At 33.7% G+C, this 25264-nt stretch carries 27 protein-coding genes; all 27 read left to right on the top strand.

Annotation, left to right across the window (positions count from 1 at the left end):
• Positions 1-52: 52 nt before the first annotated feature.
• The 27 genes from CEQ21_RS00325 to CEQ21_RS00195 all read left to right on the top strand — a co-directional run bounded on the left by CEQ21_RS00325 (position 53) and on the right by CEQ21_RS00195 (position 25263).
• Positions 53-544: a hypothetical protein gene (locus CEQ21_RS00325; RefSeq protein WP_185762685.1), complete on the top strand. Its 492-nt coding sequence runs from the start codon at positions 53-55 to the stop codon at positions 542-544.
• 380 nt (positions 545-924) lie between these two features.
• On the top strand, positions 925-1185 hold the full coding sequence (locus CEQ21_RS00320; protein ID WP_185762684.1) for a hypothetical protein: 261 nt from the start codon (positions 925-927) through the stop codon (positions 1183-1185).
• A gap of 553 nt (positions 1186-1738) precedes the next feature.
• Entirely contained in the window at positions 1739-1975 is a 237-nt protein-coding gene (locus CEQ21_RS00315) for a hypothetical protein (protein ID WP_185762683.1), read from the top strand.
• Positions 1976-2113: 138 nt separating this feature from the next.
• Positions 2114-4723 carry a hypothetical protein gene (locus CEQ21_RS00310; protein ID WP_185762682.1) on the top strand — a complete coding sequence of 870 codons (2610 nt, stop codon included), beginning with the start codon at positions 2114-2116 and terminating at the stop codon, positions 4721-4723.
• A 98-nt stretch (positions 4724-4821) separates the two neighbouring features.
• Entirely contained in the window at positions 4822-5178 is a 357-nt protein-coding gene (locus tag CEQ21_RS00305; RefSeq protein ID WP_185762681.1) for a hypothetical protein, read from the top strand.
• A gap of 81 nt (positions 5179-5259) precedes the next feature.
• On the top strand, positions 5260-5442 hold the full coding sequence (locus tag CEQ21_RS00300) for a hypothetical protein (RefSeq protein ID WP_185762667.1): 183 nt from the start codon (positions 5260-5262) through the stop codon (positions 5440-5442).
• Positions 5443-5510: 68 nt separating this feature from the next.
• Positions 5511-5897 carry a hypothetical protein gene (locus CEQ21_RS00295; RefSeq protein WP_185762680.1) on the top strand — a complete coding sequence of 129 codons (387 nt, stop codon included), beginning with the start codon at positions 5511-5513 and terminating at the stop codon, positions 5895-5897.
• Positions 5898-5910: 13 nt separating this feature from the next.
• The gene (locus CEQ21_RS00290) at positions 5911-7191 is read left to right on the top strand and encodes a CpaF/VirB11 family protein (protein WP_185762679.1); all 1281 of its coding nucleotides are present in this window, start codon (positions 5911-5913) and stop codon (positions 7189-7191) included.
• Positions 7192-7304: 113 nt separating this feature from the next.
• Positions 7305-8144 carry a hypothetical protein gene (locus CEQ21_RS00285; protein WP_185762678.1) on the top strand — a complete coding sequence of 280 codons (840 nt, stop codon included), beginning with the start codon at positions 7305-7307 and terminating at the stop codon, positions 8142-8144.
• Positions 8141-8884 carry a hypothetical protein gene (locus tag CEQ21_RS00280; RefSeq protein WP_185762677.1) on the top strand — a complete coding sequence of 248 codons (744 nt, stop codon included), beginning with the start codon at positions 8141-8143 and terminating at the stop codon, positions 8882-8884. The genes CEQ21_RS00285 and CEQ21_RS00280 overlap by 4 nt, the downstream gene beginning before the upstream one ends.
• 15 nt (positions 8885-8899) lie before the next feature.
• Positions 8900-9265, top strand: coding sequence for a hypothetical protein (locus CEQ21_RS00275; protein WP_185762676.1), 366 nt, complete (start codon positions 8900-8902; stop codon positions 9263-9265).
• Positions 9266-9280: 15 nt separating this feature from the next.
• Positions 9281-9427, top strand: coding sequence for a hypothetical protein (locus CEQ21_RS00270; protein WP_185762675.1), 147 nt, complete (start codon positions 9281-9283; stop codon positions 9425-9427).
• 17 nt (positions 9428-9444) lie between these two features.
• Positions 9445-9684 (top strand): DUF5415 family protein, encoded by a 240-nt coding sequence (locus CEQ21_RS00265; RefSeq protein ID WP_185762674.1) that lies wholly within the window; start codon positions 9445-9447, stop codon positions 9682-9684.
• A gap of 38 nt (positions 9685-9722) precedes the next feature.
• Positions 9723-9992, top strand: a complete 270-nt coding sequence (locus tag CEQ21_RS00260; RefSeq protein WP_185762673.1) for a TrbC/VirB2 family protein — start codon at positions 9723-9725, stop codon at positions 9990-9992.
• A 68-nt stretch (positions 9993-10060) separates the two neighbouring features.
• Positions 10061-12478: a hypothetical protein gene (locus CEQ21_RS00255; RefSeq protein ID WP_185762672.1), complete on the top strand. Its 2418-nt coding sequence runs from the start codon at positions 10061-10063 to the stop codon at positions 12476-12478.
• Between the two features lie 14 nt (positions 12479-12492).
• Positions 12493-12969 (top strand): macro domain-containing protein, encoded by a 477-nt coding sequence (locus tag CEQ21_RS00250; RefSeq protein WP_235907124.1) that lies wholly within the window; start codon positions 12493-12495, stop codon positions 12967-12969.
• A gap of 61 nt (positions 12970-13030) precedes the next feature.
• Positions 13031-15673, top strand: a complete 2643-nt coding sequence (locus tag CEQ21_RS00245; RefSeq protein WP_185762671.1) for a VirD4-like conjugal transfer protein, CD1115 family — start codon at positions 13031-13033, stop codon at positions 15671-15673.
• A 37-nt stretch (positions 15674-15710) separates the two neighbouring features.
• On the top strand, positions 15711-18476 hold the full coding sequence (locus CEQ21_RS00240) for a pLS20_p028 family conjugation system transmembrane protein (RefSeq protein WP_185762670.1): 2766 nt from the start codon (positions 15711-15713) through the stop codon (positions 18474-18476).
• Between the two features lie 13 nt (positions 18477-18489).
• Positions 18490-18804 carry a DUF5592 family protein gene (locus CEQ21_RS00235; protein ID WP_185762669.1) on the top strand — a complete coding sequence of 105 codons (315 nt, stop codon included), beginning with the start codon at positions 18490-18492 and terminating at the stop codon, positions 18802-18804.
• A complete protein-coding gene (locus CEQ21_RS00230; RefSeq protein WP_185762668.1) occupies positions 18801-19433 on the top strand; it encodes a hypothetical protein in 633 nt (210 codons plus the stop codon). The genes CEQ21_RS00235 and CEQ21_RS00230 overlap by 4 nt, the downstream gene beginning before the upstream one ends.
• Before the next feature lie 13 nt (positions 19434-19446).
• Positions 19447-21360 carry a VirB4 family type IV secretion system protein gene (locus CEQ21_RS00225; protein WP_185762753.1) on the top strand — a complete coding sequence of 638 codons (1914 nt, stop codon included), beginning with the start codon at positions 19447-19449 and terminating at the stop codon, positions 21358-21360.
• Between the two features lies 1 nt (position 21361).
• Complete coding sequence (locus tag CEQ21_RS27335; RefSeq protein WP_185762752.1) at positions 21362-22480, top strand: bifunctional lytic transglycosylase/C40 family peptidase; 1119 nt, start codon at positions 21362-21364, stop codon at positions 22478-22480.
• Between the two features lie 19 nt (positions 22481-22499).
• Entirely contained in the window at positions 22500-23147 is a 648-nt protein-coding gene (locus tag CEQ21_RS00215) for a molecular chaperone Skp (RefSeq protein WP_185762751.1), read from the top strand.
• Positions 23148-23172: 25 nt separating this feature from the next.
• Positions 23173-23439, top strand: coding sequence for a DUF5513 family protein (locus CEQ21_RS00210; protein ID WP_185762750.1), 267 nt, complete (start codon positions 23173-23175; stop codon positions 23437-23439).
• Entirely contained in the window at positions 23436-24305 is an 870-nt protein-coding gene (locus CEQ21_RS00205; protein ID WP_185762749.1) for a hypothetical protein, read from the top strand. The genes CEQ21_RS00210 and CEQ21_RS00205 overlap by 4 nt, the downstream gene beginning before the upstream one ends.
• Positions 24306-24517: 212 nt before the next feature.
• Entirely contained in the window at positions 24518-24826 is a 309-nt protein-coding gene (locus tag CEQ21_RS00200; protein WP_185762748.1) for a hypothetical protein, read from the top strand.
• The gene (locus tag CEQ21_RS00195; RefSeq protein WP_185762747.1) at positions 24823-25263 is read left to right on the top strand and encodes a hypothetical protein; all 441 of its coding nucleotides are present in this window, start codon (positions 24823-24825) and stop codon (positions 25261-25263) included. The genes CEQ21_RS00200 and CEQ21_RS00195 overlap by 4 nt, the downstream gene beginning before the upstream one ends.
• The last annotated feature ends 1 nt before the right edge of the window (position 25264 follow it).

The raw sequence follows: 25264 nt of genomic DNA, 5'->3' as shown, positions 1-25264 counted from the left end.
GATTATGCTATATTGTAAAAGAAACGTGTACAAATATATGGAGGTAAATATAATGCATTATAAGAAAAAAGTAATAGGAATTTTGATGTGCTTAATAACTGTGATTTTACTAGCTGCTTGTGGATCTAAAGAAGAAAGCAAAAGCAATAAGCAAGCAGAAGGGTTACTTCCAGTTGGATCAACATTAATTGGGGCTAGAGCAACTAAAGAGATTATACACGTTGATTCGGCTAACACATGGACAGTAAAAGATGAACATAAAGATGATTCTAACTATAATATTACTTCAGTTGAAAAAACAGGTGAAAAGGTTGATAAATATGAGGTTTATAAACTTGTTGCAACAGAAGTGTATGGTGATATTGAAAGTTCATTTTCTAAACGAGAAGGTAGAAATTTCATAATAGTAAAAGAAGGGGATACTTATTATTTTAGATCAATAGCGGATGGAAACATAGAAGGTATAACAGAAAATTTAGCATCATCAGAGGATAAAGATGCAACAGTAAAGGAAATTTCCAACTATACATTTAAATTACAATAACTAGGTAAAATTACCTAGTACGATGTGTTGACCGACAAATAAAATTGTGCAATAATTAGAGTGTAAGAAAGAGTGAATGGATAAGAATTGACGTTCTTAGACATTCGTAACAATAACAATTAGGCTTGTTACTGGTACTTTTACTCTCTCTAAAGTTGCAAAAGCAACGTCATTAATTTTACTAGAAATATTTTCAAAAAGCGATACATATTTCTTTAAAATCATTATTTTGTATTTCTCTATATTTTTTTGATTTTAAGAAACAAAGTTTCCGGAAAATATTTCAATTTGTTTATGACGTTTTGTACTTATGAGAAGGCGGTAGTCCAGTGGGCTGCCGCCTTTATTACTTTAAATAACACGAAAGGGGATAATATGAGATGCAACTTAACTATGGATGGACAGAATATGAAGTAAAGGAAAAAACATGGCAGTTGTTGACTAATGATGGTTCAATTTGGGTCAAAATTGACATGAAAGGTAACTTTCTTAATATTGCAACAGGTGATAGAAAGCATCTAACTGAAATCTATGGATTTATTAAAAATTGCACAAATTCAGAAGGAGTTATCATTGCCAAGAGAAAGAAATACGGTAATCCTTTAGTGCCTATGAAGAAAAAGAGAATTAAAATTAGTTAAAAAAGACGCCTATTATTGATTGAATGTATATGTTTTTAATATGCAAATAATAAATTATTAGACTACTAGATTATTTGCAATTGATCTTTGAAAACTAAATATAGTTGACGTACTGCACTTGTACCTTCGCAAGTGTTACCTGGTTGGTTGCTAGGAGTATAAGGTTATTAGACGTTAGAAGGTGTCTTTATTTTTTCTTAACATACATAGTGTAGTTAAGGTTGCTGATTATCCAAAAATCAGAATCGATTCTTGCTTAACATACCTAAGTAATGTTAAAGGTTATTCCTGATTATCCAGAAATCAGTAATCATTTAAGTACTTTGCCATGACCATAGAACAGCTAACCACTGTTTGATAATTGACGAAGCAAAGGTTTATTTGCCAAGATCCTTTCATAAGGAGAGCGAATTGCTTAATAAGGTGGCAACTCAAAGCCTGAATAGTTGCATAAACAAAGACATATAGAATTAGATTTAGATTTAGATTATTTGTATATTAAAGAAATATACACAAATTTAATAGGCAAAGTCACAGGGAAAAGGTGAGCTTAATGAAAAAGAATCTTTGGACTAGTGAAGTTAGGTTTATCTCTGGTAACAAAGAAGTTTTAGAATTTGCAGATGAGGAAAAAGCTAATCAATTTTACAACACACTTTTATCAATCAAGAAAGATTGTAAGGAGAATATCTTTTTTAAAACAGGTCTTACAGAAATTTTAATTAATATTAACAACGTTGAAACTATCTCTAGACCAAAAGAAATGTTAGATATATCCACTTTAATTTAAACTAGTCAACTAACTATAGTCAAAAGAGTTATCAATAATATTTATTGATAGCTCTTTTTTTATTTTCTTTAAAGGAGGTGGGGCCTACAGAAACGGCTATAATCCAGATAGAAAATTAAAGAAAAGGAAGATAAAAGTGTGAAGAAATTAAGCTTTATATCTGTACTATCTCTATTGTTTAGCATTGCCTTTATTCCTGGACTAATGAAACAAAGTGTAGTTTCTGCGGCAACACTCAACTTAAAAGATACCGATATTGCAACAGTAGTAAATGAAAATACGGAGATTAGTAGTAAATACACATTTTATCCGGAGTTTACTAGTGATACAACGGTAGAAACATTCGGTTCAGGATGGTCTAAGAAATTTACTACCGAAACATCTAATGAATCGGCTGCATATTGGTCTTTTGTTCCGACAAGTGATAATCAAAAGGGAAAACAAGGGGTTATCTATAAAAACGTTGGACTGTATGAAGGGAAAGTAATTGATCTTAAAATAACTGTCATGGATTGGGATAGTTTGAAAACCGAGAAAGGTAACATTGGTTATCGAATGCATAACATTGGTCATATCATGCAGGGATATAATTCTGTTACGCAAAAGTGGGAATTTATCGATCATGAATCAGGAAAGAGTGTTAAGATAAATGGTTATTTAACTATTAATGACATCGACTCTATTCAAGGGGTTGCTTTTACCGATGCTCAAGTAAATAACTTTGATCACTTATACGTTACTAACGATGATTGGTTAAAATATGAGCACACCAACAGTAAACATCTTATTTTTGACAGTGGAAATGCAAGTGCTGAAGAAAGTGATAAGTTTGCCAGCTTTACTGCAACTTTCAGTGATCAGTCTAGCGTTACTTTCGATTGGGTGAAGATGTATAGATATGCCAGTACTAAACCAACACCAGCCTATGACACAGCGTTAATTTCACCTGGACAATACTTTTCCATTACCGGAACAAAACTTGCTAGAACAGAAGCCATTGCACCTGAAAAGTATATTAATACTTCAAGTAGTAGTGAAATGAAGTTAGAAAAGGAGAATGTTTTAACTTCCTATAAACAGAATTTCACCTATGAAATTATTAATCAGGTACACGATGAATATACAGAGTTCTACTATAGCAATTATCAAATGAAAGACGTCGTTCCAAAAGGTTTAAAGATTGAATCCATTAAGGTTTATGACAAAGACCAAAAGGATGTAAGTGGTTTATTTGATGATAAAAGTAATGGTAACAGTGTATTGCTAGAAGCAAAATCATCTTCATTAGAAAAAGGCTCCTTTTACGGGAATACTTACAGGGTAGAAATTAAGGTTGTTCCTGCAAGTTTAGATGATTTAAAACCATTGGTAGAAAATAATGTGATTGAGTGGAAAAATACCGCAACCAATACAATCAATGGTGTTACAAAGTCTTCTAATACAGCTATAACAAAACTGTATCAGAGGAATGTTACAGAAAATCATATTGATAAAACCGAAGGGAAAACCATTATAACTAATAGTGTTAAGAAGTTTGATGGTGAATTTTATTCTTATGGTCCTAAAACGAATTTGACTTACAAATATAACAATATTTCTTATCCTTATATGCCTGAAAGTACTGAAAAGCAAGAAGGTACGGTAAACGGAAAAGATGTGACTGTTGATTTTTATTACACTCATCCAATTGTTGAGTTAGGAACTAAGAAGATCCAGATCTTCACGGATAAGTATGATAAGGGATTACCGGTAAAACTTCAGTATAATGTTGGATTATTAGGTAGTTCCACAGGTTGGGATACCGAAAAAGTAGACATTTTAATTACTAATAAGGATACCGATAAACAGGTGTTAAAAAAGACTCTCACTGTCAAAGAACTAAAGGAAACAGTAGAGCTTAAAATACCTAAAGATGCTTTAAAAGTGGATTATAATGCCAACTATGAAGCTCTCATTGTCCCAAATGATAAGAAAAAAGTATTTATCCAAGATGAGAAAGAAAAGATTGATACAGATGGTTATACATCTTCAGAAGAACAATTAAACCTTAAAGCCGATGATGTTGAAACGACTATCTATAAAGGGGTAGTCATGACAGAAAGAGAAATTGGAAAAGAAATGAAAAAATTTCACGAAACTCTAACCTTACCTACTTTAAAACAGAATCCTATTAAAAGTGGTTATGGGGTAGATATGACAAAACAAATCACATACAAAAATGATTTGAAGTCGCTAACCTCAATTAAGGCCCAATATCTCGTAGATAATCGGTTGATTGATTCTTATGTTGAGTACCCACAAAAAGAAAGTAAGGCCATTATAAACGCTGTTACAACGTCTTCAGAAACAAGCAACAATGACACTCTACAACAGACAGTAACTCTCCCAAAAGTATACATTGAAGAAAAAACCGGTGCTGTTTTCTCGGAAGAACAGAAGCAATCCGGTGATGATCGTATTCATAATGAATTAAAAGACGGTGGGAATAAGCTGTATATTCCTATCTGGTTAGATGAATTGGGAAGTTACGATGTTCAATTCAAAAGTATAGATCCAGTAGGAGCAAACCAAGTTTCTTTTAACATTCAGGATTCTATTAATGTTTATGCATATATGTATGGATATATTGGGTCCGATACGATTAAAAAAGATGAAATACTGATTGAGCCAGTAGATCCAGAAAATCCATTTCCAGATGGTTTGCCGGAAGGTTGGACAGATGATGATTTAACCTGGTTTCAAGAATAACTGAAGGAGAAGGAGAGAGTGTGATGCTAATGTTAAGTATGACGCGGCTAGGTATTCCTTAAAATGCCTGCCAAACTAACAGAGAGGTGGTTGATAATATGGGTGTACTAACCTATAGTTCGGCCAAACGTTCATTAATAATGACGGCTGTCTATTTAATCTGTGCTTCTCTAATTATCAAGGGTGTTGGCCATTTGTTAGAGTATAACCTTATAACAGGTTTAGAAACTATGTTATCTGGACATCAATTTAACTTTGAAATACCAAAGTTTAATATGGACAACCTTAGTTTTGACCTGTTAGCAACCTTCGTTAAGGATAAGATCGATGGCATTATAGAAGTTATATTTGGATCTGCTTTAGGGGTTGTAAATTATGCTCATTTTAGCTCGGCTGCGGCAGGAAAAGCAGTAGCTACAGGGGCGGCCAAAGTTGCTACATATAAAGCAGCTTAAAAATGTTTTGCTTAGGAATGCATGATTACAGTGCATTCCTTTTTTAATTCAAAAATTTATAGAAAAAGGTGTGGACAAAATATGTTAGAAACAAATTCAGATCGTGCTTGGTGGATGATAGGTGCTTTAGTAGTTGGAGGAGCTGCAATTGGTATTTTAAAAGTAAAGTATCCAGAAGTTCTTCAAAAGGGAATTGATTATGTGTTTGATTCAATCCCTTCTGCCGCAGGAGTCGTTTCCAGCGTTTTAGGTCTATTTAGCTAAATTGATATATAGGTGTAATTGCAAAAGTAGTTACACCTTTTTAGCGCTTTAGAAAGGATTACTAATGTATGCTTAGAGACATTCCTTATACATTATGGCTAATGATTGCAGGAATTATTTTAATAGTTGTTACAGGTATGTATTATCAAACCAACTATAAACAAGATTCAGTAGTAATGGGGCTTACAGAAACAGTAAGAACAAGTGCCATTAATAACGCTGATAATAGCTCTAGAATCAATCCTGGTGAACTTTATATTTCTAAGGATGGTTTTGAAGAAGATTTTAAAAAAAGAATGGCTGCAAATAAGAATGTGAAAATAAGTGAAACAGCAACTTATGAATTTAAATATTTAGATAATGAAAATGGAGCTACAAAGGCTATTAAAGTCCTTATAAAAGATGATGTAAATACTTACCAAGCAACAGCGAAAGTTAGTGTTTCAGAATCATAAGGGAGGAGATACATTGCTAGATAAACGGCCAAGAGATAGGGCACCATTAATAAAACCGGAAATTTTAAAAAATGTACAAGAGTCTTTGATTCAATCAAATGCAGAATTGATTGTTAGGGGGCTTTTAGATCCTTCCGCAAGGGAAGAACTAAAAAAAGTTGTTATAAAAGATCATCAACATGTAGTAAGAGAAAATGATGAACTTGTAGAATATATCGTACAAGAAACGGTTGGTACAGGTATTATCGAAGATATCATTAGGGACGAAACTGTTACAGATATCGGCTATAATGGGACGGATTTAATTATTGAAACAAACGATAAAAAAATGAAGTACACAGGAAGCCAGAAGATAACAGAGGACTATATTATAAGGATTATACAAAAGTTTGCGAATGCTAATGGAAAGGATTTTACACCTAAAAATCCTATTCTAGATGGTAAATTCGGTAATATCCGTATCAATGCTGTACATGGGCAAAATAGTACAGCAGGAACCACAATGAGCCTTCGTGTTGTCCGGCCGCGATTAGCTTTAAGGAAGGACAACTTTAATGATTTTGCTCCGGAATTTATGTATGAGTTCTTTGAGAAATTTATAAAACTTAGGACCAATATTGTAATTAGTGGTGAGACTGGAACAGGTAAAACAGAGTTTCAGAAGTTATTAGCTTCATTTATGGATTTCAAGCACAAGATTGTATTAATTGAAGATACAGCTGAAACATTCTTAAAAGAAATGTTTCCAGACAAGGATATCCTTTCATGGCTAACTAGTGCGGATGTAACTATTACCGATTTAGTAAAGGCTGCATTGCGAAATAACCCAAGATGGATTTTAGTTTCAGAAACCAGGGGTCAGGAAGCATATGAAATGATACAAGCTGTTTTATCCGGTCATCACATTGTAACTTCCTTGCATGCCATAAATGCTAGAGCTATCCCTAAAAGGCTTATAAACATGGCTAAAATGGGATATTCCGTATCAGAAGAAGCATTAGAAGGAGATATTAGAAGATATTTTGATTTTGGTGTTCATATAAAACGCGTGGAATATGACAATCAAATTATAAGGTATTTGGATGAAGTTGTAGAATTTAAGGAAGATGGAGATAAAACCATTTTCAAGCAACGATTTAATGATGGGAAATTTACTTGTTCAACTGGTGAGATATCGGTTGAATTAAAGGATCTTCTTTCTGAAAAAGGAATAGAAGTTGATTTTCCCGAAAATCAAGAATTTACCCGCGTAGTTAGTTTCCAAAAGCAAACAGAAAGATTAAATATCCTATAATGAATTGGAAATTTCTATTGGGTTTATTACTCGGTTTAGAAATTGGATTTATCATCCTTACACTCCTGTTCTATTACCTTTCAGGCTAAGAAAAAGGGAGGTGTTTATTATCAGTGAAGGTTAATAAAAACGTAAAGAAACTAAACACACGAAAAAAACGTGTTTTAAATGTAGATGAACTAAATGCTTATAAGGTAGCCTATGGAAAGCCATTAAAAACAAAAGATTATGTGTACTATGTAGGAATGCCGGCTCTAATATTTGCGGCATTTTCTTTCTTATTACTCTATTATTGGTGGATATCGTTAATAATGGCTGTTTTAGGAGCTTTATACGGTATGAAAGTATTTCTACCTAAGAGTGTTGCAAAAGCTTATCAATATCAATCCTTTGCTCAAAGGAATAAATTTGTTAACAATATGACACAGATTTTAACGGACGAAGGAAAAACAGTCACCAGGGCTTTACAAACAGCTAACGCCAGGACTGAAGGGGAATTTAAGCAAGACATTAATGAACTACAAGCTAGGTTGATTGGTGCTGATAATAACCAGATAAAGAAGGCTTTTAAAACTGTTGAGGATAAATACCAAGACGATGTTATATTCACTCAATATATTGAACAGTTAGAAACCGCAATGCTTGAAGGAAGAGCTAACATTGATACATTAAAAGATATTAAAACCTATCATAATGATATGAAAAAGAAACAGAATGAATATGAAAACAAGAAGATAAGCCATCTAAAGGATATGAAAATGCTTGGTGGCGTTGTTGTTATATTCGTATTAGCTGTTTCTTTTTCTTTTGGATTTAGTACTTATGTAAATGATTTTGCAAGACAGCCTATAGGGTGGATTACTTGCGGCATTTATATGGTATTAATGGGGCAATTTTTCCGGAAGTTTTCTACGTACCTTTTTGATGATTCTGTGCTGGAGGTATCGTTATGAAAATTACCAAGCAAACAACCAAGAGTAAAAAGTTTTATCGAGCGATTGCAGAGAAAGATCTTTACCCGATGCTTCAGGATATGGGCAATAGTACAAAGAGTATTGATGAGTTCCAGAAGAAAAGACTCATACAATCCTTTATGGTCATGCTGATCTTTTTCTTTTTTGGTTTATTCTTCACTAAATGGCTATACCTTGGAATGCTTGCAGGTACTTTGATTTTTTATAAGCAAAAGTACCAAAATATCCGGTCTAAATATACAACTTGGCGATTTCAAAGACACTTACAGTTTTCTAAATTTACAAGGCTATTAATACCGTATTTAAAACAAAGTAAGGGGCAAGTATCCCTATATACTGTTTTTAATAAAATTATGCAGCGTTTAGAGGATGAACAGGACAGAAATTCTCTCTATCGGCTAATGAGTCAGATGAGTAGTAAGCCAAACGATATACAGCCGTTTATTGAGTATGCAAATAGATCCAGTGGAACGGATATGTCAGTGCTCTTTATGAGTACAATATTCGACTTTCAACAAAGCACGTTCGATACTTCTGTAATTGATGAGTTGGGAAAGATATCTAGTGAAGAATTGATAAACGGAATAGATGAGATTATAGCATTTAAATTAAGAAGGTTTGTATTCTTTCCTACAAAAATCGTAATGTCATCTTTTATTATTGTTGTCGGCTTCGCTATTGCAATACTAATATCGAGCCTTTCAACTCTCAATTTCTAAAAGGAGGGCTGATATATGCAAGAAGGAGCAGTTATGGAATTTTTTAAATGGTTCCTTGGATTGACTCTTTTTATGGGCTTAATTTCATTCGCAATGCTCTGTTTTGATTTAGGAAATATAAATTCCTTTAAACAGCAGGTTAACTATCAAATAGAAAGACAAGGTGGTCTAACAGAAACGGCAGTAGCTAACTTAGATGAATACTCTAAAAAGTACTATCATGGTAATTTTACTGTTGAAAGTGACCAATTAAACCAGAAGGTTTCCTATGGAGATCCAGTAGATTACACAATTAAAGCAACTTTTGATGTTAAAATCTTTCCCTTAATACCGGATCTACACAGGGAATTTAGCGGAACTGGCGTTTCACAGGTTCGTTAAAGATGGGTGGAGAAAATGTTAGAAAATAATACGTTTCGCATAATGATGTTCATTGTCGGCATTTTTGCTTTAGGTGGCATTTTTTATTACTTAGCACAACACTATGGAGGTTTTAAGGAGATAATGGATCAATTTTCTTCTTATAGACTTAAAAAATATTAAAAGATGAGGTTATGAAAATGGCAGGAAGAAAAAAAGAAAATCCAGTAGAAAAAGCTGCTGAAAAGATCTTAAAGAAAAAGAATATTGATTTCAATGAATGGAAGAAAGATGTTATTACAAAACAGAAAATCGCGGTAATGTCTGATGAAGATAAAGAGTGGACAGATCGCACTATTCATGAAGCAGCAATGAAGCTCATTATGGATGAAGTAATAAAAGAAGAATCTAGCGTTTCAGGAAACAATGTTTCTTATTAATAAATATAGATAAAAAATAGTGAAAGAAGGCTTACAGAATGAAATTAAAAGAAATGGCTCAAAACTTAGTTTATAACGATATTTTTGATAATGTATCAGATTCATTAGGTACATTCACAGGAAAACTTCAAGGAATAGGGCTTGTGGTAATTGTTGCGTGTCTAGCAATCATTGGCTTAATGTTCATGTTTGGTGAAGGACCAAGTCGTACAGCGAAAAAATGGTTAATTTATATTATTATTGGCGGATTTATTCTTTTTGGAGCTGCTACATTAGGAAGCACTATCCAAGACACAGCAGGATTCTAATAAAGCGTTGTTTAGTGGGGAGATTAGAAATCTCCCTTTTTATTTTGAATTAAGAAAGGAGCTTATATATGTATAAAGTTACGTTTGGAAAAGTAGATAAAAAAATTTCTCGCTCGATTAAATCTCTTAAAAATAAAAGTGGTTTTGCTCTTCCAGAAGCTGATAGATTAATGAAAGAAATGCAAAAAGCGATAACTAAAGAAATGAAGATCACTATTACTGTTCATGATTTAGATAATGAAATAGATTACTCCTTTGAACAAAAAGCTATTAGTCCGGAGGGAAAAGAGCCTAAACTAATGGATATTTTAGAGGATGATATCATTGCTTCTGGTCATGAGGATGCACAAAAAATAATAAGTGACTTAGAAAAACAATATCAGATTGAACTTACAGCGGAAAATGAAAGTGAAGAGAAAGAAAATAGCCGTACAGCAAGGGGAAACAAAAAAGGTCTTTTTAGTAAATTTAAGAAAAATAAGCAGGAAGAAGATGTACAAGAAGTAAAAAATGATTTTGCAGATCTAGATGAGGAAGAGAACTATTCATCAAGCTCGGTAAAAAGTGATTTTATAGAAGACGATTTTGCTGATATGAATGATCTTTCTTATGAATCTTCTCCAGAACAAACGGCTAACCTTTGGGCAGATTTTAAAGAAGAAACAGAGTCAGAAACAACTACTTATAACAATGATTTTGCTGAATTTGGAGCATTTAATGAAAGTGTTGAAGAAGAGTTTCCTTTAAATGATTTTGAAACTCAAGAATACATGCCGTCTGATTTTGCTGAACAGGAATTAGAACAGCCTTCAGAACAAGTAATGATATACGATGAGTTTACAGAAGATGAAACTTTATCTGGTGCTCAAAAGAATGATAAAGGCCAATTAAAACATGAACAAGTTATTTTCCCGATTTATGACATATTTATTGATTTGTCTTCTATTAATAGTGCAGTAGATCGAAATAAGGCCCGATTTGAAAATGAAAACCTTATAAAGTTTTTAGGCTTAAATAAACTTAATGACAGCACAATTCCAGAATTAAATACAGTTATTCTTAATTACGCTAAAAATGCATTAAGTGACACAAAATTTGAGCTAATAAGAGATTACTTCCTTAATCAAGTAGAAACAATTAAAGATAAAGCACAAACTGAATTATCACAAGCTTATGAACAAGCGATGGCACTTAATTATAGAGAAGCAGCAAAAGAACAACATGCAGAAGAGTTGCAATCTATTGGTTTGAAAAGTGAATCTGAATTTGAGAATTTCAAGTTAGAACAGGAACAAGAGTACAGTAACAAATTAGAAAAATTTGAGCTGGAACAAGAAAAGGCATTAGAAGAATTTAAGAAAATGCAGGCAAATGAAAAAGCAATTTTTGTAAATGACTTGAATACAAAAAGAGAGGCTAGAATTGGTATTTATAAAGATAATATGCAACTGGAACTGGAAAACAGCATGAATGATTTCTTAGATGATAAGATGTTTGATCTGAAAAATGCTTCTGTTAATCAATTATCTGAAATGAAGAGAAGAATGATCCGAATCTTTGAAGAAGAACTAGATGGAAGAGTAGATGATACTTGGAATACAATGCGAAATGCACTGACAGAATTAAAAGAAGAAATTCAATCTAGAATCCCTAATTGGACCATTGAACTATCTAGAAAACGAAAATTAGAAGCAGAAGAAAGGGAAGAACAACGAAAACAAAGGGAATTGGAAATAGAAAGAGAACGAATTGAAGTTCAACGTCAGCAACTAAAAGCAATTCAAAATAAAACTGAAACGACTACAAATACAGGAATGAACGAAGAAATTTTCCTAAAAATGATTGATCGTTACAATGACTTACTTAATAAAACTTTAGAAGTAAAACAAGTAAATAATATGCCGGCTTCACAGGTCTATGAGCAGGCGCAACAACACCAACAACAACCTGAAGTATCAAACAGTACAAAAAAACGCAAAAAGTCATTACTAACATCGAGCATTGCAGGAGCACTTCTTTTAGGTGGTGGTGGTCTTTTTGTAGGGCAATCATTAAGTAATTCAGATAGTAATCATGTTGCACAGGCAAAAGCACCTACTAGTACGAATGCAGAGCAGGAAACGGCTGCAGCACTACAAAAACAAGAAAGTCCAACTTTAGAAGAGTTATTACAAGAAAAAAATTATGATGAAGCAATGGCCCTTTATAAAGATTCTGATAGCCTGTTAATTATTGAAGAAACCCTTTATCAAAACAAAGATTTAGCATCCTTAATCACATTCAATAAAGCATTTGACGGTGATACAGTATATGGACAAATTGATGAAGCAATTCTATCCAAAGATGATAAGAAGGTTACGGATCTATATAAAAAGATGCCCGATGAAGATAAAAAGAAATTAAGTAAAGCAAGAAAAGCTGATATAGCACTTTCTCTTTATCAAAGGGATGAAAATAAACTAGCATCTAAATTGCTTGGAAGCTAAGGGGGGGAGTTAAAGTGCTCAATTATATTCATGGAGATATAGTTAAACAAAGAGCAGATATCATAGTAAATGCTTCTAATGGTATAGGTTGGATGGGTGGAATTCTTGGCCGTTTTATCAAGTTAAAAGGTGTAGCAGAATCCATTCATTATTTTGATTCAAGAATTGAAAAAGAAGCTAAAAGAGCCTGTAAGAAAAGGTTCATGAAGCCTGGTGAAGTATTTATTACTTCTAGTGGAAAATTAGAATGCAATCAGGTATTTCATGCAATAACTATGTATCTTCCTGGTACTCGTTCATCTTTAAAATCAGCAGAAAAATGCATACAAAATATAATTAAAAATGCTGAAGAGTGTGGTGCAAAATCTATCATTCTACCTTTTTTGGGGTGTGGAACTGGTGGATTAAAAAAAGAACAAGTAAATGAGCTATATAGGACCTATTTCAACTCTCATGAAGGGATTTCCTTTCATGTAGTAGATAAAAAATAGGGATTCTTTTAATTTTATAGAAACAATGTTTCTAACGGGTATATAGAAAAGGTGGGAGCAAATGTTAGAGATATTTAAGAAAAGAAAGTACTTATCCCATTCCTATAACTATAATGTGGATGGGGAGGAACTTCCCGAAAAAAACAGCAAAATTAATAAAAAGGCGTTGCTGGTTTCTATATCAGTAGCGCTTATTGCGTTTTTATTCCTTAATTTCGTTGTCGTAAGCTTTTTTAATGTGATGCAGAGTATAGCAAACGTGGATAAGGAATCTTCCACTACTTTCGATATATTTAAGATAGGGATAGAGAATGATATTCGCTTAGCGAATGCCTTCAGTCCTACATTAAGTGGAAAAGTATATCTTATTATGTCGGTTGTAGATCTACTATTAGTGGCTTTTATTTATTCTAAAGTTAATTATAAGAGTGAAAAAGAAATTGCGTATGGGCAAAAAGGAGATTCCAGGTTTACGACAACTACGGAAATTGAAGAACAGTATAAAACCATTCCAGAAAAAGAGAAAGAATTTGAAGGGGTTGGCGGCATTCCCATTTCTCATTATAAAGATAAGTACTTTATTGATACGGATACAGTAAACACTTGTATTTTAGGGGTTTCTCGTTCTGGTAAGGGTGAGATTATCATTACGCCAATGATTGATATATTAAGCCGCGCAAGAGAAAAATCGAGCATGGTATTAAACGATCCCAAGGGCGAACTTTACGCAGGAGCAAAAGACACATTGGAAAAAAGGGGATATGATGTACAAGTTTTAAACTTACAAGATCCTTTACAATCGATGAGTTATAACCCATTAGAGTTAGTAAAAGAAGCTTGGCTGCAAGGAAATGAACAAGAAGCTGCTAAAATTGCTAACTCTATTACCTTTTCTTTATACAATGATCCTAATGCGGGAGATAATGCTTTCTTCAACAGTGGAGCTCAAAATGCTGTAACAGCGATCATCCTGGCATTAGTAGAATACTGTGTAAAAAATAACTGTCCTGAAAAAATAACAATGGCTAATGCAGCAGAAATGCTTAATGAGCTTGGAACGATGTATTACAAAGAAAATGAAGATGATTTTGTAGAAAAAAATGCGTTAGATGAATTCTTCACTAGCTTACCCCAAGGGCATGTAGCAAAGAAGCGCTATGGTTCTACAAGCTTTGCAGGAGATAAAACAAGGGGTTCTATTCTGGCTACCGCAAACGATGGATTACAACCTTTTATTGATCCGTTATTCGCCAAAATGACTTCTAAAAACTCCATTGATTTAAAACAAATTGGATTTCCCAAAAGTTTAATTGGACAACTTAATAATTCATTTATGAATAAACGAATTGATCTATCTTTTCATAAAAACAATAAGGAAAAAACGTTACTCGGTAGTTATCGAGTAAAGGTGAAAGCACAAGGAATGTATAGTTTAAATTTTAATGAACAGTTAGAAAATGGAGATTTGGTCCTTATAAAATATAAGGATGAGCATTCTTCCTATAAATTGATTTATGAATTGAAATTTGAAATGGAAGTAGATGAAGATGGAAACATTCTTTATCAGAAAAAAGAGAATTGCGAACATCTTCCTGAATTAAAAAGGGAAGTTACTATAAATGAACGTGTAAATACGTTCCCTGAAGTAAAAAGAAAGCTTTCTATGAAGTATTCAGACAAGCCAACAGCCGTATTTATGATTATTCCTGACTATGATTCTTCTAACCATACATTGGCTTCTATCTTTACCAAACAGTTATATACCAATTTAGCAATGAATTGCGCGGATACAAAAGGGAAAAAATGTTTTACCAGGGTTCAATTCTTAATGGATGAGTTCGGGAATATGCCGCCAATTGATGATATGGACCAAGTATTAACGGTTTGTTTAGGAAGAAATATTTTGTTTAATATCGTTCTTCAGTCTTACACGCAATTAAAAAGAAAGTATGGAGAAGCAGCAGACACAATTAAAGAAAATTGCCAAAATCACATTTATATTATGTCTACAAACGAAGAAACCATTGAAGAATTATCGAAAAAGGCAGGCCATACAACATTAATTAATCAATCTTCTAATGAATCACATTTAGAAATGGATAATAAAATTACGAAAAGTGCAGATCAGCAGCGTATTATCACATTTGATCGCTTATCACAATTAATTGAAGGGGAAACATTGGTTATTCGTTCTTTACACAGACAAGATAATAACCGACAAAAAGTAAGACCTTATCCCATTTTCAACACAAGAGAAACAAACATGCCATACCGTTGGCAATTCCTAACGCATTGGCTGGACACTTCAAAGGATCTTAATGATATTGATATTGAGTCCGAACATTCTAATTTAGAATTAAGTGATCTAGATGTTGATTTTTCCGATTTCATTGTAGATCCAGGAGCGAAAAATAAGTATATGAAAGCTAACCAACAGGCGAAAAAACAAAAGGAAGAAATTAAGGAGATAGAAAAAACGTCAACAGTTAGTAATGAAGAGCTTGTAATAAGAGACTTGACTGGTTTAATTGCAACAGTGGAAAACCCTAATAATTATCACCTATTCATAAAAAAAATGATTATGATGTATCGACAAAATGGTTCATTGCCTTCTAATGCCAAACTACAAGAAATAGCCATGTCATTAGAGGAAAAACAGCTAATAATAAAATTAAGAGAACTAATGGAAGTAAGGGAGAACTAATTTATTAGTTCTCTTTTTGTTTTGAAAGGAGCTAATAATGAAGTTACATAAAAAGAAAATACTCTTTGCTTTGGGCTTATTAACTATAGGGTTATCCGTTTGGTTCTTTCCTATAAATGCTTTTGCAATAACTTGGTGGTGGGAAGAAGACACTGAAGACATTGTGGAATTTTTAAAGGGACATTCTGACTGGCTTCAATATGGTTCCTTCTTTCCCTATATGTTACATGCTTTAGGATGGGCATTGATAAAGGGATTGTATTTTATAACGTCCACTTTAGAAGGATTAATACCTGAAACTTTAAGTTTATTAGATTTTTTAGATGATAGTGGATTACAAGGAATATCAAAGGCTATTATGAATGATCTTGTGTTAGTCCTTATGATACTTACCTTAGTATATCTAGGATTTAAAACCATAATAGCTAAACAACCTCCTAACTTTAAATCGGTAGGAGTTAATATATTTATCTCATCTTTCTTACTTTTAGGATTACCTACTTTAATGGATGCTTTACAAGATGTTTCTACTCAATTCTATGATGCGACTCAAACAAGTGAAGATGGAGAAAATTCCGGTTTAAGTTGGAATCTAATTAAGGAAAATACAGCTGACTTGGTGTATGTTGCAGAAAATGGTTTCGACATAATAGAAAATGATGCAGAAGGAACGGAAAAAAACGCTTTAAAACCTAGTATTTTTAAACGGGTTGATATGGCCGAGATTATTACACCAGATTCAATAAGCGATATAGAAGCAGAAGATATGGACGAATTAGAAGCTTTAAAATACACGCTTACTTCAGATGCTTCAGGGGAATATCAGGCATTGGAAATTGATGATGGTTGGTTATCTTTCTTCTCGGATAACTTTGATACCGGATATTTTAGATTTCCGGCTAAATTCCTTCCAATGTTTGTAGGATTGACTGCTTTAGGATTTACTTATTTCTTCACCATATTTGTTTTTGCCACAACGATAATTGAAATTGGAATTAAACGAATTGTAGCCTTATTTGTATTTGCGACTGATTTAGAGTCAGGACAGCGAACTAAACAAGTAGTAATGGATATATGTAACGCCTTTATGCTTATTGGTTTTACCGGTTTAATGTTCCGTTTTTACACGATATTTTTAACTTTCTTAGGATCTTCAGACGTAAATATTTTTATTTATTTAATAGCCATTGTTTCGGCTACATTCATCTTAATAAAAGGATCTAATACGATTATGAAATATTTCGGAATAGATGTTGGATTAAAAGATGGATTTGCACAAATGGCAGGTGCTCTTGGAGTAGCTGCAGGAGCTGCATCCCTAGCGAAAAAAGCAGGCGGATCAGTTTCTAATATGGCAAGTAAAAAACAAGATAACAATAGCACAAAAGATAAATTGGCAGATGAAGCAAATGAAGACGGTAAATCTGTAAATGATGATGCCAATGGTCAAAATGGTCAAAATGGTCCTAAAAAATTAGGTGGCCTAAAAGGTAGTGTTAATAGTGCAGGAAAAGCACTTGGTTACATGAATGAACGTGGCTTAGGTGGAATGGCAGAAGATGCCCTTAAAGGTACTGGTTCAGGTATTTCAGGCGCCGTTAAACAGGGAACTAATGCCGTTTCTAATGGTGTTCAAGGGGTTAGAGATAGCTTCAATGAAGGGGCTGTAAGTGGTGCTTTACAAGCACAGGATAACAAGGATAGATGGAATGGTAGCAATAAAGCTGGTGCTCAAAGCAAACCAAACAGCGAAAATGAGGCTTCACAAGCTATTCAAAACGAAAACAAAGCAAATACATTACAAGGAAAAACAGAGCAAAATACAGGCTCGTCAGGAACGCCTAGCGGTAATAGTGTGAATAATACTTCTGCATCCAATAATGGGGATTCACCAACTATGAATGCTTCCAATGGGAAAGGCCGAACAAATGAAGAAATATTAGCTACCATGAAGTTACAAGAAGCAACCATGCCAACGAAAAGCCAAGATATTGCAGCTAATGTTAAAGCTACTTCAAATGGAGAAATTCCTTCTGGTTCAGGTAAAACTATCAGTCAGGATGTTACAAATTCAGGTCCGACTAACACATCTACAAGACAATCTATTATCCAGGATGTACAGCAAGGATCAATGGGAACAAACACCGATGTAAAACAAAAGGTAGTTCAAGATGTTCAAAGAGCTGCTTCAATAACACCGGATCAAGTTTCCCAAAAGGTAGTTCAAGATGTTCAAAGAGCTGCTTCAGTAACACCGGATCAAGTTTCTCAAAAGGTAGTTCAAGATGTTCAAAGAGCTGCTTCAATAACACCGGATCAAGTTTCCCAAAAGGTAGTTCAAGATGTTCAAAGAGCTGCTTCAGTAACACCGGATCAAGTTTCTCAAAAGGTAGTTCAAGACGTTCAAAGAGCTGCTTCAGTAACACCGGATCAAGTTTCCCAAAAGGTAGTTCAAGATGTTCAAAGAGCTGCTTCAGTAACGCCGGATCAAGTTTCTCAAAAGGTAGTTCAAGACGTTCAAAGAGCTGCTTCAGTAACACCGGATCAAGTTTCCCAAAAGGTAGTTCAAGATGTTCAAAGAGCTGCTTCAGTAACACCGGATCAAGTTTCTCAAAAGGTAGTTCAAGACGTTCAAAGAGCTACTTCAGTAACACCGGATCAAGTTTCTCAAAAGGTAGTTCAAGATGTTCAAACTTCAGGAAGTACTAAAGCAGCACCAATTAACTTCAGTGAACGATTAAATAACTATGAATCAAGAAAAGAAACAAAACCTTCTCGATTTAACTTTATAAATAAAAAATAAGGAATGAAGAAAAATGTATACCAATCCAAAGAGTACCAAACAGGAAATTAAATTATGGGCTTTTTATCTAGTGGATATTGGCATTGTGGCAGGTATGCTTATGATCGCGACTTATGTAAAAAAGGTTATTCCACTCGGACCAGGAATGACCATTTTTTATTATATTTTGTCGGCTGTATTCGGGATTTTCTTATGTGCGAAAACCCCTAGTCATCCCACGGATCGTAACTATAATATTCTCTTCTATCTATTCAAGATGGACCGGAATAAATATCATGCTATAGAGATTAAGGACCTAGGTTTAGAGGAAAGGATGGAAAAACGGTGATGAAAGTAGCTGAAAACAAGAGTACAAAACGTCAAGATACTACGATTCTTGACGTTTTATTTTCTTCTTTTAAGAGTAATGACTTACCTATTATTGATATTATGCCTTATAAAAGAGTGACAAAAGAAGGCTTTCTTGTAGATAAACAGAATGAATATCAAGCTTATTTAAGAGTAAAAACAAATGATTTGGTTTCGATGAACAATTCAGATTTAAATAGAATGATTTCTCAACTAACTAGTATATGTCGAGTGTACACAGAGCCTTTTAAAATCCTTTCCATGACCAATTCAACGGAAACATCAAAACAACAATTGTTTTGGAAGAGTCGTATTAACAAATACAGAAGGGTTCTAATGGCCGATAATGTTCCAGAATCAGAGATTACCAGACATGAAGTAATGCTGCGCCTGGCAGTAGATAATTTAAGAAGAGTAACATGGGTAGAAGATAATTTAACAGAACTAACTTTCTTTATTGTTGTGTACGGAAAAAATCAAAAAGAGTTAGAGCTTCGCGTTAGAGATATGACACGTTTAGGCGGTAAACAGTACGATTTACAGCTTGTAAACAGAGATAATATAGAAAACATCTTAATTCGTTTAAATAACATGAATACTGAAGTCTAGGGGGAATGGAAATATGAGATTAAAAGAAAAACAGAAAGTAAGTTTAAAAGAGCAGGGATATGATCTTAACTTTATCTCGAAAATCCAGCCCAAAGGCGGCGTTCGATTTGGAGAAAAATACATTAGCACAGGGGATGCGCATATAGGCTGTTTACATGTGTATGAGTTTGCGGAAGATGTTAGTGCTTTGTGGTTAGTTAATCTTATGAATATCGAAAATACCATTGCAACCCTGGACCTAGCAACGGCAAACAAAGAAGAAGTTATTAAGGATATCAACCGTTCTATCGGTGAATTAAGAGATAGACAAGATACAGAAAGACGTTCTACGGATCGAGACGATGCCAATTATGAACTACAAAATTTAAGAAGCTTTGCCCAAAGTATTACCCAAGGTGGAGAAGTGGTTAAGGTTGCTCATTGTCGTATTTTCTTCTATGATTTTTCCCTGGAGGAATTAGAAAAAAGAATGGGTGATACCAAAAAAGAACTGAACGGAATGAATCACAAAACAACCATCTATTTATTCCAAAGTAAACAAGAATGGATGTCTTTATTTACTAGCTATGAACAACAAACAAAGTTCAATGATACAAGACCAGGAAAGCCATTACCTTCTGCTTCTGTAGGTGGTGGAATACCATTTCATCATGTTTCTTTAAAAGATCCAAGAGGGATTTACTTAGGCCAAACCTCCACAGGTGGGCCTTTTTTGTTAGATCCTTTCTATTCTACTCAAACTAGACGTTCTTTTAATGGTTTTGTATTAGGAAAAATGGGATTCGGTAAATCAACACTTATGAAAATGTTAGAAGAAGGACTAGTTGCCAAGAATGCTTTTATTCGTGGATTTGATAAAGCTAGAGATTATTATGAACTAGTAAAATCTCAAAATGGGAAGATTATTGATTTATCTAATGGAGGAATTAACCCATTAGAAGTATTTGCAACTATGACCAATGTACAAGGGGATCAAGTAGATGAACTAGGTTCCTTTATGCAGCATATTTCCAAAGTAGCTAACATGATTCGTTTCTTAAATCCTCAAATTACCGAGATTGAAGTAACGGAGTTTAAAGGGCTTCTAAGATCTTTTTATGTATACAAGGGTCTTTTATCTCCTGACTATCAAATGAGACCGGAGAGCATTAAAATAACGGGTTTAAGACCGGAACAATATCCGATAATGAGTGAATTCGGTCAATACTTAAAAACATCTGTAAAGTACAGTAAGCCAACGCCTGAACGTATCCGAACATTAGAAATGATTCAGATTATGGTAGATGAGATGGTGAATCAGTATGGCCCTTTATTTGATGGACATTCACGATTAAGTAACTTTGAAAATGAGCAAATTGTTTTCTTTGATATTGATGGTATTTCGCAATTGGACAAGCCTGTTTTTAACTGCCAACTATTCACAGCATTAACACTCATTTGGAATCATGCATTAAAAAACGGCCGTAAAATGAAGCATTTATTAGAAGAAGGAAAAGTAACTTATGAAGATCTTCGTTATTTCATGGTCTTACTAGATGAGTGCCATAACATTATTAATTCTAACAATGTTTTTGCCGTTGAATATGTCGTTTCTTTTGAAAGAGAGATGCGTAAATTTAGCGCTGGTGTATTTTTTGCAACTCAATCACCAAACGAAATTCTTCCTGAAAGTGCAAGTGATAAGAGTGTTGCCATCATTAAAACAGTATTTGAATTGACTACCTATAAGGTATTTTTAAACCTGGATAACTCGGTGATGGGAAGAATGAAAGATGTACTTGGAGATTCTTTAACAGATACCGAATATTCAATGTTACCGGAATTAAAAATCGGACAGGCTATTATTCAAACTTCCTCCAGTGAGTCCTATACCGTCACCTTTGATCCAGAACATGACCAATTAGCACGTTTTAAAGGTGGTCAATAAGATGGAACAAAGTACGGTTAAAGGTGCTGTTAGTACCGTAAGAGGGGCCGTAAAAACGGTCCGTATAGTTAAGAAAATACTAGCACTATTTAATGTAAAGTTTTTGCTTATAGCCCTGGCTATCCTTTTATTGATAGCTGCGGTTGCGGCCATAGCTGGAACATCAGGAAGTAAGTCCGGTTCCTTTAGTGGATCGGTTGGAATGAATCTTTCCGAAGCAACTTTGCAATGGAGATCGACAGTAGAAAGTGAAGCCAAAGAGCAGGGGGTAGTGGATTTAGTGCCTTATATCTTGGCTATCATCGAGGTAGAAACACGCGGAGAAGGAAACGATGTGATGCAGTCTTCAGAAAGTACAGGGGGCGGCGTAGGGAGTATAACTGATCCTAAAGCTAGTATTAAACAAGGGGTTAAATACCTGGCGGGAATAAAAGCAAGTGCGGATGCATTAGGATCAACTGATCCTTGGGCAATGGTCCAGGCTTATAACTTTGGTAGTTATTATGTTACCTATTTAGCTAAAAATAATGAAAATCATTCTACTGATGTTGCAGAAAAATATTCTAAAGATGTAGTGGCGCCTAGTCTTGGAAATACTTCAGGATCTACCTATTCTTATATCAATGCTGTCTCTCAAGCAAAGGGAAAAACATACCTATATAGTAATGGAGGAAATTACTATTATGCTGATTTAGTCCGCCAATATGTTGCAGCAGGTAGTGCAGAAATGCCAGTTGGGGATGAAGTTTTTAAAACTGTAATGGATGAAGCCATTAAGTATATAGGATGGTCTTATTCCTGGGGTGGATATACACCTTCAATGGGGTTTGATTGTTCCGGTTTGGTCCAGTATGCCTTTGCGAAAGCAGGAATTTCCCTTCCCCGAGTCGCAAGTCAGCAATGGGCTGCAACAGAAAAGATAGACATTAAAGATGCAAAACCTGGCGATTTAGTGTTCTTTAAAGGGACATATGGAGCGCCGGATCATATTAGTCATGTAGGGATTTATGTAGATGAAACGCGTATGTATGACTCCAATGGTTCCGGAATTGGCTATCATTATTGGACGGATTCTTATTGGTCTTCCCACTTTGATAGTATTAGAAGAGTTGTTAAATAAGAGATAGGAGCAGTAAAAAATGAACATTAATAAAGCGAAGAAATCAGGGAAAAGGCTATATATTATAGCCTTTTTTTTAGTTCTATCCCTAGTTCTAAATGCGGTACTGTATAAAAATTTATATGCAAAAGAAGCTGTATCCTCGAATGAATTTAATAAAGAATTACAAGAAAAAGAGACCAATATAAAATCGTTACAAGACGAAATCCAGGGACTACAGGATGAAATAAAAAGCCTAGATCTACAGGAAAGAGAAGAACTATCCAAAACACAATTAGAGCAACAAGAAGCCTTTAAATCAATAGCGAATGAATTTATAACGGATTATTTAACCTATTCCACTAATACCATAAATGAACGTAGAGAAAAGCTAACACCCATTACTACGGAAGAATTGCTAAACCAAGTAGCACCAGAAAGTACAGATAATGATCCTTCTCAATTAAGTTCTGATCCTACATTCTCCGCAAAAGTAAGTAACGCGGTTCTATACATTTCAGGGTTTGATTCTTCTACAGATCAAACAAAAATCATTGGAGATGTGACCTATAAAACACAAGGAACAGAAGGAAAAACAACAGAACATAGCTTAGTAGAAATGGAAATAATTAAAGATAAAAAAGGAAAAATAAAAGTTAATAGTTATACCTATTACCCGATTAATTAAAATTTTAAGGATGGAGATATAGTTGATGACCACAATTGATCGATTAACACCAAAACATGATTATTCAGAAGAGAATTGTTATCTTGTCTTTTATCATAATGCGAAACCAACACAGACAAACGAAATCAAAGCAGAGTGGTTTGACTTAAATTACGGAAACAAAGTTGTATGGTTATTGGTACGCGAAAAAGCAAATAGCCAGGACGAAAAACCAAAATATCGAAACATTAAGTTTGAGAATATTGATCCTAATGTACGAATTGTGAAACGAAGAAAGGAGAAAGTCATTTGAAGGAAAAACTAATAGCAATCAGAAAAAAGGCCATTCAATTTAGAAAGAAGATCAAACTAAGTTTAACTCAATTATACCTAACATGCTTTGGAGTTTTTGTAGCAACATTCTTATTCATCTTAATTTCTCCTATTATCTTTGGCGGCAATTACTCTTATGCAGAAGCGAAAGTGAATGAACATTACCCTATAAATAACGGTGTTGAATTGGCCCTAATAAAGAAAGAATACAATCCTGAAAAGCAGTTTATGCGATTGGATTTTTCCATTGAGAAAAGCAATTCAAACAGTAATTTATCCAACATCGAATATCAAATATCCAGTCAATATATAAAAGATCGTAAGCAATTAGATGTAGAAGTAACAAAAGTAAATGATAATTATGTTGTCGCTATAATCAAGGGAATACCGGAAGGTTATTCTGTCTTATCTACAACTATTAAACCGGAATACGTTCACCCTGAATTAGAAAAAGTGGATGATTTAAATGATCGTGAAGTAAAAATTTATGTTAATGAAAACAACAAAATAGAAAACAATGAGCTAAAAATAGGTACAGAAAATCAGTATCAAATAGAGTATATAAGCTATCAACAAAAAGAGATTGAACAGCAAATAGAAGAAAGTAAAAAGGAAATTAGCAAAAATAACTTAGCTATTGAAGAAGTAAATAAAACGATTAAAAAATTAGAAAGTGAAATGTCTTATCAAACGGAATCGGAGAAATTCACAACACAAAATGATGTGAATAGTAATAAAACAAAGATTCAACAGTTTGAAGAAAAAATAGATTTAGCTAATCAAAATATAGATGAATTAAACGAAAAGATGAACCTTTTAGAAGATAAAAAAGAAGCAATCAATTAAAAAACGACTATATCTCTTGAGATATTTAGGTATATCGCCACTATATCTATAGTATATCTCGACTATATCTCTCCTTTAAATAAGTGGCACCTATATAAATTGCAAGAAACTCAACAGGCACAGCCTGTTTGACCACGTTTTTTAAAAAGTGGTACCGAGTTTCCTTATGCTCTTTACTAAAAAGAATGTTCTTAAAGAATGGATGGTTTTAAATGGACATTAAAGTAAGCAATGTAGATCCAGCATATATAAAAGAAATTGATAAAAGAGCGGAAGAGTTAACAGACAAATTAGGTAGAAAATTTAGTAGAAATGAATATATCAAAATGTTAATTCAAAATGATTGTGAGTTACGCTTAGCAAAACTCAAGGAAGATAAATTTGATCATGCGGTAGATAATTTAGTTACAACTTTAAGCAGACAAGAAGAAACTTTGCAAAACTTTATTAATAGTAATAATCGTCTTTTTCATATGCTCGCAACCGGAATTGATTTAGATGAAGGAGCGGAAAAGTTATGAGTAATGAATATATAGGTAAGTACATTCGATTCACTCCAACTACGATAGAAATAATGGATGAATTAATTCAAAATAAACCTGGAATTAAGAACTATGCAGAAGCTGTTAGATACGCTTTACTTTCTTTATCCACTAATCAAAATGATGAAAATAAAGAAGATTTAACAAGAAAATTAAACGCAATGAGTAAGAATATTGATCTCCTGACAGAAATGATTGCTGGTGGATTTCATGAACAAGGCGTTAAAGCAATCGGCAATATAGATGAAACATATATATACCAGGATGCAAAAAGAAATGTAGAAAATAAAATTCAAAGGTCGACAACAATTAGGACTAATGTAAAAAGGTCTAATGTGATACCTTCAGAACCAATTCCAGAAGTTAAAGAGGAAGTGAAGCAAGAAAAACCTAAAGCATTTAATTGGCCTATATAAC

The sequence above is a fragment of the Niallia circulans genome, assembly GCF_007273535.1.
Lineage (GTDB): Bacteria > Bacillota > Bacilli > Bacillales > Cytobacillaceae > Niallia > Niallia circulans_B.
The sequence above is the reverse complement of the archived record's forward strand: the minus strand, read 5'-3'. Positions and strand labels throughout refer to the sequence as shown.

What these genes read in the sequence shown, in the direction of transcription:
- CEQ21_RS00325 (WP_185762685.1), top strand. Translation starts at nt 53, where the DNA reads ATGCATTATAAGAAAAAAGTAATAGGAATTTTGATGTGCTTAATAACT.
- CEQ21_RS00320 (WP_185762684.1), top strand. Translation starts at nt 925, where the DNA reads ATGCAACTTAACTATGGATGGACAGAATATGAAGTAAAGGAAAAAACA.
- CEQ21_RS00315 (WP_185762683.1), top strand. Translation starts at nt 1,739, where the DNA reads ATGAAAAAGAATCTTTGGACTAGTGAAGTTAGGTTTATCTCTGGTAAC.
- CEQ21_RS00305 (WP_185762681.1), top strand. Translation starts at nt 4,822, where the DNA reads ATGGGTGTACTAACCTATAGTTCGGCCAAACGTTCATTAATAATGACG.
- CEQ21_RS00300 (WP_185762667.1), top strand. Translation starts at nt 5,260, where the DNA reads ATGTTAGAAACAAATTCAGATCGTGCTTGGTGGATGATAGGTGCTTTA.
- CEQ21_RS00295 (WP_185762680.1), top strand. Translation starts at nt 5,511, where the DNA reads ATGCTTAGAGACATTCCTTATACATTATGGCTAATGATTGCAGGAATT.
- CEQ21_RS00280 (WP_185762677.1), top strand. Translation starts at nt 8,141, where the DNA reads ATGAAAATTACCAAGCAAACAACCAAGAGTAAAAAGTTTTATCGAGCG.
- CEQ21_RS00275 (WP_185762676.1), top strand. Translation starts at nt 8,900, where the DNA reads ATGCAAGAAGGAGCAGTTATGGAATTTTTTAAATGGTTCCTTGGATTG.
- CEQ21_RS00270 (WP_185762675.1), top strand. Translation starts at nt 9,281, where the DNA reads ATGTTAGAAAATAATACGTTTCGCATAATGATGTTCATTGTCGGCATT.
- CEQ21_RS00265 (WP_185762674.1), top strand. Translation starts at nt 9,445, where the DNA reads ATGGCAGGAAGAAAAAAAGAAAATCCAGTAGAAAAAGCTGCTGAAAAG.
- CEQ21_RS00260 (WP_185762673.1), top strand. Translation starts at nt 9,723, where the DNA reads ATGAAATTAAAAGAAATGGCTCAAAACTTAGTTTATAACGATATTTTT.
- CEQ21_RS00255 (WP_185762672.1), top strand. Translation starts at nt 10,061, where the DNA reads ATGTATAAAGTTACGTTTGGAAAAGTAGATAAAAAAATTTCTCGCTCG.
- CEQ21_RS00245 (WP_185762671.1), top strand. Translation starts at nt 13,031, where the DNA reads ATGTTAGAGATATTTAAGAAAAGAAAGTACTTATCCCATTCCTATAAC.
- CEQ21_RS00240 (WP_185762670.1), top strand. Translation starts at nt 15,711, where the DNA reads ATGAAGTTACATAAAAAGAAAATACTCTTTGCTTTGGGCTTATTAACT.
- CEQ21_RS00235 (WP_185762669.1), top strand. Translation starts at nt 18,490, where the DNA reads ATGTATACCAATCCAAAGAGTACCAAACAGGAAATTAAATTATGGGCT.
- CEQ21_RS00225 (WP_185762753.1), top strand. Translation starts at nt 19,447, where the DNA reads ATGAGATTAAAAGAAAAACAGAAAGTAAGTTTAAAAGAGCAGGGATAT.
- CEQ21_RS27335 (WP_185762752.1), top strand. Translation starts at nt 21,362, where the DNA reads ATGGAACAAAGTACGGTTAAAGGTGCTGTTAGTACCGTAAGAGGGGCC.
- CEQ21_RS00215 (WP_185762751.1), top strand. Translation starts at nt 22,500, where the DNA reads ATGAACATTAATAAAGCGAAGAAATCAGGGAAAAGGCTATATATTATA.
- CEQ21_RS00210 (WP_185762750.1), top strand. Translation starts at nt 23,173, where the DNA reads ATGACCACAATTGATCGATTAACACCAAAACATGATTATTCAGAAGAG.
- CEQ21_RS00200 (WP_185762748.1), top strand. Translation starts at nt 24,518, where the DNA reads ATGGACATTAAAGTAAGCAATGTAGATCCAGCATATATAAAAGAAATT.
- CEQ21_RS00195 (WP_185762747.1), top strand. Translation starts at nt 24,823, where the DNA reads ATGAGTAATGAATATATAGGTAAGTACATTCGATTCACTCCAACTACG.